Source organism: Ruegeria sp. BE9, from assembly GCF_056538765.1.
In genome coordinates, this window is record NZ_JBQFTS010000001.1 from 578991 (window position 1) to 591954 (window position 12964).

A 12964-nucleotide genomic window follows, 5' to 3' on the forward strand; every position below is an offset into this window, starting at 1 on the left:
TGGGCGCCCTGCCACCCAAGCCCGGTTCGAACGGGCGGTGAATAAGGCCAAAAAGGCCGCATGACGGGGAGACATCTTTATGAGTTCCGACACACAATCCAACCGACCGCTATCCGAAGAAGAGCTACAGGAACTTGTAGCCTCATCTGATGCGGGCGGGCGTAACCCAGTTGGTAATGTCGGGATTTTCCTGGCTATCGTTGCGGCGCTCTGGTCGGTGTTTCAAGTGGTCCTGGCTTCGCCGGTGTCCAACGTTGTTCTGCCTGGTAGTGTGGTGAACAACTCTCGTCAGATCCATCTGGCCTTTGCGATGTTCCTGGCCTTTGCAGCCTATCCAGCCCTCAGCTCAAGCCCAAGAAATTACATTCCGGTACAGGATTGGATTATGGGCGCCCTCGGTGCCTTTGTGGCGCTGTATGGTTATTTCTTCTACGACAAGATTGTGAACGCAGGCGGACTTGCGGACGACACGGACAAATGGGTCGCTCTGGGTGGTTTGCTATTGCTGTTTGAGGCCGCGCGTCGCGCGCTTGGCCCAGCAATGGCGATTATCGCTACGATCTTCCTCGCTTATGTGTTCTTCGGTTCCTCGGAATGGGTGCCCGAAGTCATTCGTTGGAAAGGCGCAAGTCTGAAAAAGGCGATGAGCCATATGTGGATCACGTCCGAGGGCGTATTCGGCATCGCCTTGGGTGTATCGACTAAATTCGTCTTCCTGTTCGTACTGTTTGGAGCGTTGCTGGATAAGGCCGGGGCAGGGAACTATTTCATCAAGATGGCCTTTGGCGCCCTCGGCCACCTGCGCGGTGGTCCGGCCAAGGCGGCGGTTGTTGGTTCTGCCGCAACCGGCCTGATCTCGGGCTCGTCCATCGCCAACGTTGTGACCACCGGGACCTTTACCATTCCGCTAATGAAGCGTGTGGGTTTCAGTAGCGAACAGGCTGGCTCGGTCGAAGTTGCTTCGTCCGTGAACGGTCAGATCATGCCGCCTGTTATGGGTGCTGCGGCCTTCCTGATGGTGGAATATGTGGGCATCTCCTATGTCGAGGTGATTACCCACGCCTTCCTTCCTGCCGCAATTTCCTATATCGCGCTGGTATACATCGTGCACCTCGAAGCGGTGAAGCGTAACATGCCCACGCTGGGCAACCGTGAAGTGCATCTTGCGCGCACGGTTGTTGGGATGCTGTCCTTCTTCCTCGTTTTTGCTGGCCTATGCTATGGGTCGCAGTTCCCGGTCGAAGCGGTCACAAGCTTTGCACCTTCCTCTGCAGGCTTGATCCTCAGCTTGATCGTCTGTGCCGTCTACGTTGCCCTTCTGTATCTGGCCGCACAGGTGCCTGATCTGGAGCCGGACGATCCTAATGCCAAAGAAGTTGAGCTGCCGGTTATTGCAGACATCTACAAAGCCGGTCTGCATTACCTGCTGCCGATCATCGTCCTGGTTTACTTCCTGATGATCGAACAGAAGTCGCCTGGTCTGTCGGCGTTCTGGGCAACCGCGTTGTTGTTCGTGATCTTGCTGACGCAAAAGCCACTCAAGGCGTTGTTCCGGGGTCAAAGCAATCTGAAGGATACGTTTATCGACGGCATCGCCGATCTGTGGCAGGGCTTGATCGACGGCGCCCGAAACATGATCGGCATCGCACTGGCGACGGCCACTGCAGGTGTGATTGTTGGTACCGTGACCCTTACTGGTGTTGGTCAGGTGATGGCCGATCTGGTCGAGTTCCTGTCCGGCGGTAACCTGATCCTTATGCTGGTGATGGTTGGGCTGCTCAGCCTGATCCTTGGAATGGGCCTGCCGACCACTGCGAACTACATCGTTGTCAGCTCACTGATGGCAGGTGTGGTTGTGGAACTTGGCGCGCAAAGCGGGCTGATCGTTCCGCTGATCGCTGTGCACCTGTTCGTGTTCTACTTCGGGATCATGGCGGACGTGACACCTCCGGTCGGATTGGCAAGCTTTGCTGCTGCGGCGGTGTCTGGCGGTGACGCGATCCGCACGGGTTTCACGGCCTTCTTCTACAGCCTGCGGACCGTCGCTCTGCCGTTTGTGTTCATCTTCAACACGGACTTGCTGTTGATTGATGTGACGTGGGTTGAGGGGATAACAGTTGCCATTTTCGCAACAATAGCGATCCTTGTCTTTACTGCGGGGACAATGGGTTACTTTGTTACTCACAGCCGTATCTATGAAAGCGTCGCTCTGATCGCGGTCGCATTTGCTTTGTTCCGGCCCGATTTCTTCATGGACCGCATCTCGCCGCCATATACTTCGGTCGAGCCTGCTGCGTTTGTGGAAACCATTGGTGAGACACCACCGGGCACGGAAGTTAGGATGGTCGTGAGTGGTCCTGACTTCGATACGCTCGAGATGACCGACACCACAGTTGTCGTTACCGTTGGCGATGAAGAGGGCGGTGAGGCGCGCGTCGATGCGATGGGTCTGCTGCTGCTGGAAGAAGATGGTCTGGTCAAACTCGAAGAGCCGTTGTTCGGCACGCCCGTCGCGGATGAGCTGGACATGTTCGACTACTACGGCGACGAAGCAGTGCGTCTGTCTTCGGTCAGTCTGCCGTCCAGCCAACCTCCGAAACAGTTGATCTATATCCCAGCGATGCTCTTGCTGGGTCTGATCGCCTTCCTGCAACGTGGCCGTGCTGCCAGACAAGAGGTGCCCGCATGACAAAATCTGTTCTTTGCGCTGTCGATATCAGTAACGGCGATTTGGACGTTCATGTTCTGAAAACGGCGGCGGCGTTGGCCGGCCAAGATGGCGCGCAGCTAGATGTTGTAACCGTCCTTCCTGATTTCGGAGAAAGTTGGGTCTCGGGCTTTTTTCAGCCCGACTTCCACGAAAAGGCTCTGGAAGAGGCACACAGCAAACTATCAGAGCTGTGTGCTTCGACATTGGGTGCGGACTGGAATGACAAGATCAGACACGTTGTAGCGACCGGTACAGCGTATCAGGAAATCCTAAAAACGGCGGAAAGCGCTGGTAGCGATTTGATCGTTATTGGTGCTCATAAGCCGGACCTAAAGGACTACCTATTAGGACCCAATGCCGCTCGGGTCGTGCGCCATTCCGACGTTTCAGTTTATGTCGTCCGCTAGGGTTACTCAGTAAGACCAAGCGCGCTTAGGTACTCGAACCCAGGCAATACGTCCCGACTGTGGCGCATTTCCAGTATGAGCCGGGCATCGGGCGCGCTTTCTACCAGCGCATCAAAAACAGCGTGCCAGTTCACGGTTCCCAACCCGGGGCGCCAGTGGCGGTCGGCAAAACCGTCGGCGTCTTGAAGGTGAACGTGTGCCAGTTTGCCTGCTGCTGCGCGAATGTAGTAGTCGACCGGGGGCGCCCCAGTGGACGTATGGGCATAATGAGCGTGACCCGTATCTACCGATACGCAAACGTACTCTGAGGCAAAGCTTTCAGCCAAGGTCACCCGGTCCATAGGGTCTTTGTCTTCGATGTTTTCGATCACCAGCATGACACCATGAGTACTGGCACGGGCTACAACCGGGGACAGTGTCTGGTGGACTCGTGCGATTTTGTCCTGACGGCTAGCTTGTTGCATATCGAGGTTGTTGTAGTCCCACGTTGTATACGGGGAATGTACTACCATGTGGGTTGCGCCGAGTGCCGCGGCTGTGTCCAGCCCCTGTGACAGCCGTGTTTGGACAATCGCCCGAACGTCGGGATCATGGCAATCTAGGGGAAGGTCGTAGAAAGGCCCGTGTATCCCCACGCGTCCTTTGTGGCCCTTTAAACAGCTTTTTGCGGCGACAATCAGATCGTGCGCCGCGTCACCCAAATTACCCCAGTGATAAAAATCCTGGATTTCCAGGTCTCGCTGTCCGTCGATCAGCCAGTCCTTATGTGCCTCCAAATCGGCGACCATGAGGGCCGCGCCAACTTTCAACTTTGCCATTTATCGCCCTTCCTTGGTCATAACAGAGTTAGACGGGACGTATGACAACTGAGCAATAGGGCTGGTCAGTAGCCTGTCATTTCAAGATAACCCCGGCCTGTGTGGGTGCCTGAAACCCTGACTGGCCCCTCCCAGTACTCAAATCGAGTAGCCATCCAGGCGTCGGGTGTCACAGCGGATACATCGACTTCTAGGTCTCGGTCTGGAAGCGTTACCCGCCATTCAACGGGCACGTCCCGTCCGGCCACACGCTCGGTATTCAGAGGTTCAAAGGAGACCGATCCATTTGATAGCGGCGTCGCAGTTCCGTCTGCTGAAATCCACGTGGCCGCTGTGAAATCTCCGCGTCCACCGCGCAGCCGAAAGGCCATCAGCTTTTCGTCGCTATCAAAGCTAAGAGAAAACCAATCCCAACCACTTTGATCCTCTGCCAAAGGTTGCGACGACCATTCCCGATCCAGCCATCCTTGACCTGTAACCTCAACGTCGCCGTCCGGCAGGCGCAACACTCCTTCCACAGAGTAGAAGGGTTGAGAATAGTAATAACTCGCCTGTCCATCAGCAGATTTGACGGAAAACCCACCGTCACCGTGAAAAACAAAAGGACCTTTTGAGGTGAGGGTTAAGTCATAACTGAATTCGGTTCCGCTTGCTGCCAAGGAAATGGAGTTCGGGTCAGGACCGCGCATATACCACTCGTCAATCCAGGCTTCGAATGGTTCTGCCGTTACACCGGCCTGACCTATTCCGCCGCGCGAAAGACGCTCGGCAAAAAAATGCGTTTCCGGTGTTGTAACGGCTGCATGCCCCATCCAGAGCTGCGGGCTTTGCCACCCCTCACTCTCTGTGGGTTTCAGCGCCGAGCGGAACAGGGTCCATTGAATGCCAAAGTCCCTTCCATCCACTGCCGCGAGGTTGGCGGTGAGATACCACCATTCAATCCGGAAGCTTGGATGAGGGCCGTGATCGCGGGGAAACTGGAATTCAAATCCGGGCTGGGGGATATCGAACCCTTCGGCCGAGCCTCCAAGCCCGGCATAGCCCTGTGCCCTCAGCACCGAGGGCAGAAACAGGAGAAGCACCAATAGCCAAGTCTTAACGTTCATTGGCAAACACCCTCAACAATTCCGCCGGAGGCAGTCGCAACAACCGTAACGCGGGAAGGGCGGCTGCGATGAAGGCCGCCAATAAAGTCAGCGCCAATAGGTAGGCCCAGTCCGCAGGAAAGAAGTACATTGGCAAACGCCATCCGAATGCTTGTACGTTGATAACCGCCAGCAATGCCCACGCGAGTACAAGCCCAAGCGGAAGGGCTAGAACCGCCGTTAAGGCCGCTAGCAGGACACTGCGTAGTAGCTCCAGCTGCGCCAGTTGGGACCTAGTAAGCCCAAGCGCCCAAACCGGTGCTATTTGCGGTAAGCGTTGGGTCCAAAGGGTCAACAGACTGGTGAGAATGGCGAATCCGGCGACCCCCAGCGTCAGGACATTGAGGGCGGATGTGACGACAAAGGTTTTGTCGAATATCGCCATTGATTGCGCCTTCATTGCAGCTTGTTGGACAACTGCTTGTCGGGGCAGATCGAACCTTTCGCGCAGGGCCTGTGACATATCAGAGGCCTTATCGGCGGACAAACGAACACCAAAACGACGCGTGTCCGCTCCTGGTGCAATATTGTCCAGTTGGGCCATGGATACGATAGCTTGTCCAGTTGGGTTTCCGTAATCTGAATAGACGCCAGCGATGGTCAAGGTGTGGTCTTGCTTCAACGTCAGAGCATCACCCGGCCATAGGTTGGATCTGCGGGCTAGCTGTTCGTTTATTAAGACGGCCTCACCATTCAAAACCCGGTCCCAAACGTTTTCACCGGATGCGATCAGGGGCCAGTGTTGACGGTAAGTCTGATCGTCTACAATTCCGTAGAGAAACAGTGGGCCGATTTCATGCGTGATCTCGATACTCCGGATCGGGAGAACTGCGTCTACTTGGGGTTCAAGCCACTGCGCGATTTCGTGCCCTTGTTCGTCGTCTATCGCAGTTACGTAGAGCTCTGACGTTAGGCGCTGATCCAACCATCCGGTAAAGGTCAACCGAAAGCTGGAGACCATGGTGCCAACGCCGACGTTTGCTGCCAGCGCCAGCAGCAGGGCCATCAAGGCCAAAGATAGCCCAGGAAGTTGTGCTCGCATGTCCGACCAAACCCATTGGGAAATCGGCCCCTTTGCGTTGCGCTGAAAGATCGACAATGCATGGGACAACAGAAATGGCAGTATCAAAGCTGCTCCGGTCAGTATGCCAGCGACCATCGCAAACCCTGCGACTAGCCCGTCGAAAAGGTAGACCAAAGCGAAGCCACCTGCGATAAGCGCTAGCCCCACGATAAACGACATGCGATTGCCTGAGGCCGCTTGATGCCACGACTGCAACCCAGCTCCCGAAAGCAGGGGCATGCGAGACAATCGAAACAAAGCGTGACTACTGGCTAACAGTGTCCCTGCCAAAGCCATAGCTAGCCCTGCCAAAGCCCACTGGGGCTGTAATCTCATCTGACCGTCGACAGGCGCACCGTACAGACCACGCAAGGTCGCGGCCACATCAGGTAGCAGCGCACCGGCCAGAAAGAAGCCCAGTATCAGACCTAGAGTGCCTCCGATCAAAGCAAGCACGCTTAACTCTGCTGTGATCAACCAGACCAAGCGGCGCATTGATACACCCAAGGCTCGCAATGTGCGTATCATTCCGCGCCGTTGGGCAAAGGCAAGGCCGACCGTTCCGTGCACGATGAACAGACCAACAGCAAACGATAGCAGGCCAAAAGCAGTCAGATTCAGATGAAAGCTGTCTGTGAGTTGAGCAGTATCCAGTCGTGAAGAAGCCTTGATCCGTTCCAATTCGGGCGCAATCTCGGGCAATGGTAGAATGTCGCGTGGTTGGGATGGCAACACCAACATGCGAGAAATCACCCCGCGTTGGTTCAACAAACTTTCCGCGGCCCCGATATCGGTCAGGATCAGATCTGACGGCAACGCGTCAGAAGAAAACACCGGAGGTAGGTCGTTTTGCGCAGACAGAAATGATGCAAGCTCTGGAGCAGCAATCAGCCGCCCCGGAGCGGTCAGCATATCGGCAGGATCGGGGGGCGTTTCGTTTTGCTCGAGTTGAGTGACCGCAGGCAGAGCAGGGTAGGTGACCATATCGACGCCCAAGACCTGAACCCTGCGGCCATCGATGCGAGATGAACCTTCAAGAACGGCGGCGACCTGCCAACCAGCGCGCCGCAGGGCGACATATTGCGAGATCGGTATAGGTCCAGCAGGATTGCGTAGCTCGTCAAATTGGCCCAGTGCGAGTTGATCGCTCGCACGCTGGTAACTGGCGCGCGCCTCGGCATTGATGGCCTGAACGGCAGACCAAAGACCGGTTGCCAACGCGATACCAATTAACAGAGTCGCCAGTTGCAGGCGGTGTCGCCGCCAGTGGGAGAATAGCGCCAGTATGATCGTCCGTGTCATTGGATGAGACCACCGGACAGATGCGCATGCCTGTCCAGTCTCGCTGCGATTTCCTGAGAGTGCGTAACCAGCAAAAGCGCGGCACCAGTGTCGGCCACCAGCGCAAGCATTAGGTCCAGAACATTCTTGCTGGCTGTTTCGTCCAGGTTCCCCGTCGGTTCGTCGGCCAGCAACAGCTTTGGCCGCGCTGCCATCGCGCGGCCGATGGCGACACGTTGCTGCTGTCCACCAGACAAGTTCTCTGGGTAACGCGCCAAAAGATCGGATAAGCCAAGCCTTTCTGCCAAGTGTCTGGTCCAATCAACATCCTCACGCTGTGAAAGTCTGGCGTGAAACGACAGGTTTTGCTCGACTGAAAGCGATGGGATCAGGTTGAACTGTTGAAACACCAGCGACACGCTTTGCAAGCGCAGCGCTGCTCGGCCACGATCATCCAGCGATGACATCGCCGTCCCATCCAAGGTAATCTCGCCGGCGTCGAAACTGTCCAGCGCGGCAGCAAGGTTCAACAGCGTGCTTTTTCCGCTTCCGCTTTCACCAGTCAGTGCTAGCGTTTGTCCCTGATCGAGAGTCAGTGACACATCCCGTAACACAGGGCGTCCCCCCGGATAGGATTTCTGGACCTTTTCGATAGTCAGCAACATGCAAAAAGCCTCGGACTGTGCTTGCAACAATGTGCGCCGCTAAACGGCAGAGTCCAGCGCAGAGCGGCATTCGTTTCCATTCGTCGCAGCCTTGTCCTTTTCCGGTTAAGTCGCCATTGTGAGAGGACTTCTTCGGACCCAAACATGATAAGTGAATTGATGACTCTGACGCAGCAGATCCTTTGGGGCAGCATCTATCTAGGCATCTGCTTTTTGATCGAGATTATACTTCTGACGTGGTGCACGCAGGTTGTACGTGTCATGGCCCTGCGGTTGGAAAACAGCAAACGTTTCTTTTCGATCGCTGCGCCAATCTGCATCGCTCTTGTTTTCATCGTCACTATTCACACGTTTCAGGTATGGCTCTGGGCGATAGTTTGGGTGTTGGGGGACGTTCTTCCGGATTGGAATTCGGCGCTGTATTTCTCTTTGGTGACGTTCACGACTTTAGGCTACGGAGACATCGTTCTGGGCGAGCAATTGCGCATCTTTGGTGCGTTTGCTTCCGTAACGGGCTTGCTGGCCTTTGGTTTGTCGACAGCCTTTATGGTGGCGTTGATGACGCAAGTATTCAAAGAAGAATTGATGACCTAGAGGATCGGCGCGAACAGTCTTGCGAGCGGTGATCCAAACCGGATGTAAGCAGGTTGGTCCGGCAACTTCTTGCTCAATTCATAGCTTTTTTCGAAGTCAGCAAGCAGCATCTTCTCGACGGCTTGTGCGGCGCGGGCATCAAAGAACAGTGCCATCGCCTCAAAGTTCAGACGAAATGAGCGGTTGTCCAAGTTGGTCGTGCCTACCGCAGCCAGCGTGTCATCAACTACAAAGACCTTTTGGTGCATGAAGCCATCGGTATACCGGAACACTCGAGCGCCACAGTCTTGGACCTCATCGAAATAGGCAAAAGCGGCCAGCCAAGGCAGGCGATGATCTATTACGTCGGGCACCAAAATACGAACGTCTACACCACGTAGCGCGGCGTGTTGCAGGGCGGTCATGATATCTATGTCCGGGACGAAGTAGGGTGATGCAATCCAAAGCCTTTTCTTCGCCTCCGTGATCGCGGCAAAGAACATCATCGCACCGGTTTCTGTATCGTCGCCCGGACCTGTAGCAACGATCAGAGCATTCATGTCCTGCTCGGATTCTGTTCCCGCCCAATCAAGCTCATCAATCAGGTCTTCTTCGTGCGCCCAGTGCCAGTCTTCGGTAAAGATCAGCTGCAATTGCCGCACGATGTGGCCCGTCATGACAACGTGTGTGTCGCGCCAATGACCGAAATGCGCGTCTTGGCCCAGATATTCCACGCCAACATTATGCCCACCGATAAAGCCCGTCTCGCCGTCGATGATGACGGTTTTTCGGTGGTTACGGTAATTCAATTGAAACCGGTATTGAGGGCCTCTGCGGTCGCGCGGGTTAGCGATCTCCACTCCTGCGGTGCGCAGGTCTTCCAGATAGGCCGTCGGTAGGCCATAGCTGCCCACCGAGTCTGTCATGAACCTGACAGAGACTCCTCGTTTCGCTGCCGCGATCAGCTTTTCCTTCAGCTGTTTTCCCAGCGCATCATCCCGAACGATATAAAACTGGATGAGGATGTAGGATTTGGCTTCGTCAATCGCGTCAAAGATCGCATCGAATGTATCCTGGCCGTCGATCAGGAGCTTGGCTCCATTTCCGCGTGATACCGGCAGATGTGACAGCGCTTCGAACGGGCGCGAATTGATGGGCATAGAGGCTGGGTCAGGCTTTGAGAAATCGGCAAAGCTCTTGATCCCTTCTACGACGCGTTCACTCTGTTTGCGTGCAATGCGGTAACCTCGGAAACGGTGGTGCCCCAAAAACAGATACAAGGGCACCCCAAGGAACGGAGCCGACAGCAGGAGGACCACCCATCCGACCGCACCCTGTGGCGTTCGGGCAGTTTGCGCTGCCCTTATCGAAAAAACCACGGCCGTCACATACAGGACAAAGACGAACGCGGAAACAAGTAGTGTCCACATGGGTTTATCGGTCTCTGAGTGTCTTAGTTTGACCCAGTGTAGATGCGATTCCAGTCATTCGCCATATCAACAATGATCCATCCCATTTCCGGGCCTTTATCCAAACCGTCCACGAGCTTGCCGACCGGGCTTTCACGGTCATATGCCCATTCCCGTTCGGCATCTGTATGATGGACAAGAACACCCAAACGCGGACCTTCGCCGGCTGTTGTCCATTCGAGCATCGCGAAATCGCCGTCCGAATTACCCCCGGCTAGAATTGGACGTCTGCCAATCGTGCGTTCGATATTGATTGGTTTGCCTTCTTTATCGTCGATAAAGGCAATACCGGGAGCTTTGGTAATGGTAGGAGCGCCATCGGTAGTTTCGTAAGTTGTCGCGGTATAGGTTCCCAAGACTTGCTCAGGCGGAATGCCATAGGCTTCCTCGGCGAACACTCGCATGAAATGCAAGCCGCCCCCCGAAACGATGTAGGTGCGGAACCCTTCGTCCCGCAGATAGCGCAAAAGTTCGACCATGGGCTGATACGTCATCTCGTTGTAGGGCAACCCAGTATCCGGGTGGCGCGCAGTCTCTAGCCAATCGGCCACAGAGGCTTGGAACTCGTCAACGCTGAGACCGGAATGTGACGCATTCAACACTTCGATCAGTGCATCGTGTCCGCCTTCTGCGATGGCCTGCAGGTCACCTTTGGCCGCAGCTTCAAGAGTCGGACTTGTCAGAATAGATGGATCAGCTTCGGCCAGTTCTGAAAGGCGTTCCATGGCGAAAGTCAGTTGGAAATATACGGGCTGTTCGGCCCATAGCGTACCATCGTTGTCAAAAACGGCGATCCGTTCAGCTGGGGTTACATACTCCGCGCCGCCGGGATCGGTAACAGCCTCGACAAATTCAATAATTCGATCTTTGGATTCGGATGTTCCCCAACTGGGTAACGGATCAGCCAGCAATATGGCCGGAGCTATTGAAAAAATGGCGGAAAATACTGCGATCCTCATAGGGATTTCCTTTTGTATTCAATTTGTAAAGGGCCGCCGCTTATGTGGCGACCCTTTGTTTTGAAGGACTTAGTTGTTGGTTGGCGAGGCCAGTTTCTCCATCACCTGATCCAGGTTGAAGCTGGCAGCCTTTTGGCGTGGCGGGAATTCCTGGAAAGTTTCTAGGAAGTTGCCAACGTATTGCTGTGCGGGCACGAGGAAATAGGCCCGATCCAGCAGCCAGTCATAATAAGTGTTGGAGGTCCGATAGGCACGCTCATACGGATCGCGACGCAGATTCACGATCAGCGGGATACGCAGTTCGGTCCAGGGTTCGATCCATGCGCGCAGGGTCGCCCAGGCTTTCTGCTCAAGGAAAATCAGTTTCCAATCTTCAAAGCGCAACGCGGTCAGGTCACCGTCGTCTGAGAAATAGAAGATCTCTTTACGCGGACTTTCAGTGGCTTCACCGGTCAACAGGGGAAGGATGTTGTATCCGTCCAAGTGCACCTTGTAGTCGCGACCCATACCCGAAGAGCTATAACCAGCCTTCAGCTTTTCTTTGATGTCGGGATCACCGGCGACCGCCAGATAAGTCGGGAGCCAATCCATATGGTGCACGATTTCGTTCGTGACCGATCCGGCCTCAATCTGACCCGGCCAACGCACCATCGATGGAACGCGCCATCCGCCTTCCCAGTTGGTGTTCTTCTCACCCCAGAACGGTGTTGCCGCTGCATCCGGCCACGTATTCATATGTGGTCCGTTGTCGGTCGAATAATGCACGATTGTGTTGTCGGCGATGCCAAGCTCGTCCAGCAGGTCAAGCAACTGACCAACGTGCATGTCATGTTCAATCATACCTGCTGTGTATTCATCAGCGACACGTCCGGACAATTCGTTTGCTTTGGCCCGCATCTCGTCTTTGACATGCGTGCGGAAGTGCATCCGCGTGCCATTCCACCAAACGTAGAACGGTTGGCCTTGCTCGTGAGCGCGTTGGATGAAGTCAATCGCTGCAGCAACTGTTTCATCGTCAACAGTTTCCATACGCTTCTTGGTCAGCGGGCCGGTATCTTCGATCGTACCGTCGGCTTTGGATTTGATTACACCACGGGGGCCATACGCTTCGCGGAAGGTGCGACCGTCAGCCAGAACTACATCACCGGGGTAGTCTTCGTTCTCCGGCTCTTCTTCGGCGTTCAGGTGATAGAGGTTTCCAAAAAACTCGTCAAAACCGTGGTTTGTAGGAAGATGCTCATCCTTGTCGCCTAGGTGGTTTTTGCCGAATTGACCCGTTACATACCCGTGGTCTTTCAGCAGGCCAGCAATAGTTGGATCCTCTACCTGCATGCCCAGATCTGCACCGGGCAGACCGACCTTGGAAAGGCCTGTACGGAATACCGACTGTCCCATGATGTAAGAGGAGCGGCCAGCAGTACAGGATTGCTCACCATAATAATCGGTGAAAATCATGCCTTCCTTGGCGACACGGTCGATGTTCGGGGTTTGGTAGCCCATTAATCCCATTGTGTAGGCCGAGATATTGGACTGTCCGATATCATCACCCCAAATGACCAGGATGTTGGGCTTCTGGTCCTGCGCCCAAGCGGGAATTGCCATCGCTACAGCTACGGTAGCCACGGCAACACGGCGCAACGTGGTTCGCCAACTGTCTGCAATCGAACGAGGTGGTGACATGATTTGCTCCTGAATTGAAAAGGGTCTCAAAAACCCGGAAGTTGGTATTTGTTTAGTGGCTGGCCAATCAGCCAATAAGCTTCCTAAAAACTGTAGAATTCTGAACGGCGAAGCTTCACCTTTCCGGGATTCGTACCAGGTCAGCTTAGGCTATCAGCGGGATTGAAAACTCATCATATGATGATATTGAATAA

The 12964-nt window shown here is 54.9% G+C and carries 10 protein-coding genes; 3 read left to right on the forward strand and 7 right to left on the reverse strand.

Annotated elements, in window-relative coordinates:
- Nucleotides 1-79: 79 nt before the first annotated feature.
- Both ACR0EO_RS02810 and ACR0EO_RS02815 read left to right on the forward strand, forming a co-directional pair.
- A complete protein-coding gene (locus ACR0EO_RS02810; RefSeq protein ID WP_480686901.1) occupies nucleotides 80-2689 on the forward strand; it encodes a TRAP transporter permease in 2610 nt (869 codons plus the stop codon).
- Entirely contained in the window at nucleotides 2686-3117 is a 432-nt protein-coding gene (locus tag ACR0EO_RS02815; protein WP_480686902.1) for a universal stress protein, read from the forward strand. Before ACR0EO_RS02810 ends, ACR0EO_RS02815 begins: the two co-directional genes overlap by 4 nt.
- Before the next feature lie 2 nt (nucleotides 3118-3119).
- On the opposite strand, the gene ACR0EO_RS02820 is transcribed toward ACR0EO_RS02815, so the two are convergent.
- From ACR0EO_RS02820 to ACR0EO_RS02835, 4 genes are all read right to left on the reverse strand, one after another.
- A complete protein-coding gene (locus tag ACR0EO_RS02820) occupies nucleotides 3120-3935 on the reverse strand; it encodes a sugar phosphate isomerase/epimerase family protein (RefSeq protein ID WP_480686903.1) in 816 nt (271 codons plus the stop codon).
- A 65-nt stretch (nucleotides 3936-4000) separates the two neighbouring features.
- On the reverse strand, nucleotides 4001-5041 hold the full coding sequence (locus tag ACR0EO_RS02825) for a lipocalin-like domain-containing protein (protein ID WP_480686904.1): 1041 nt from the start codon (nucleotides 5039-5041) through the stop codon (nucleotides 4001-4003).
- Nucleotides 5031-7445 carry an FtsX-like permease family protein gene (locus ACR0EO_RS02830; RefSeq protein ID WP_480686905.1) on the reverse strand — a complete coding sequence of 805 codons (2415 nt, stop codon included), beginning with the start codon at nucleotides 7443-7445 and terminating at the stop codon, nucleotides 5031-5033. Before ACR0EO_RS02830 ends, ACR0EO_RS02825 begins: the two co-directional genes overlap by 11 nt.
- Nucleotides 7442-8089, reverse strand: a complete 648-nt coding sequence (locus ACR0EO_RS02835; protein WP_480686906.1) for an ABC transporter ATP-binding protein — start codon at nucleotides 8087-8089, stop codon at nucleotides 7442-7444. Before ACR0EO_RS02835 ends, ACR0EO_RS02830 begins: the two co-directional genes overlap by 4 nt.
- Before the next feature lie 144 nt (nucleotides 8090-8233).
- Between ACR0EO_RS02835 and ACR0EO_RS02840 the strand changes: the two genes are divergently transcribed.
- On the forward strand, nucleotides 8234-8683 hold the full coding sequence (locus ACR0EO_RS02840; RefSeq protein ID WP_480686907.1) for an ion channel: 450 nt from the start codon (nucleotides 8234-8236) through the stop codon (nucleotides 8681-8683).
- Here the strand turns inward: ACR0EO_RS02840 and cls are convergent.
- The 3 genes from cls to ACR0EO_RS02855 form a co-directional block, all read right to left on the reverse strand.
- Nucleotides 8680-10092, reverse strand: coding sequence for a cardiolipin synthase (cls, locus tag ACR0EO_RS02845; RefSeq protein WP_480686908.1), 1413 nt, complete (start codon nucleotides 10090-10092; stop codon nucleotides 8680-8682). The genes ACR0EO_RS02840 and cls overlap by 4 nt on opposite strands.
- A 23-nt stretch (nucleotides 10093-10115) precedes the next feature.
- Entirely contained in the window at nucleotides 10116-11090 is a 975-nt protein-coding gene (locus ACR0EO_RS02850) for an HAD family hydrolase (protein ID WP_480686909.1), read from the reverse strand.
- Nucleotides 11091-11159: 69 nt separating this feature from the next.
- Nucleotides 11160-12770 (reverse strand): arylsulfatase, encoded by a 1611-nt coding sequence (locus ACR0EO_RS02855; RefSeq protein WP_480686910.1) that lies wholly within the window; start codon nucleotides 12768-12770, stop codon nucleotides 11160-11162.
- Nucleotides 12771-12964: the final 194 nt, after the last annotated feature.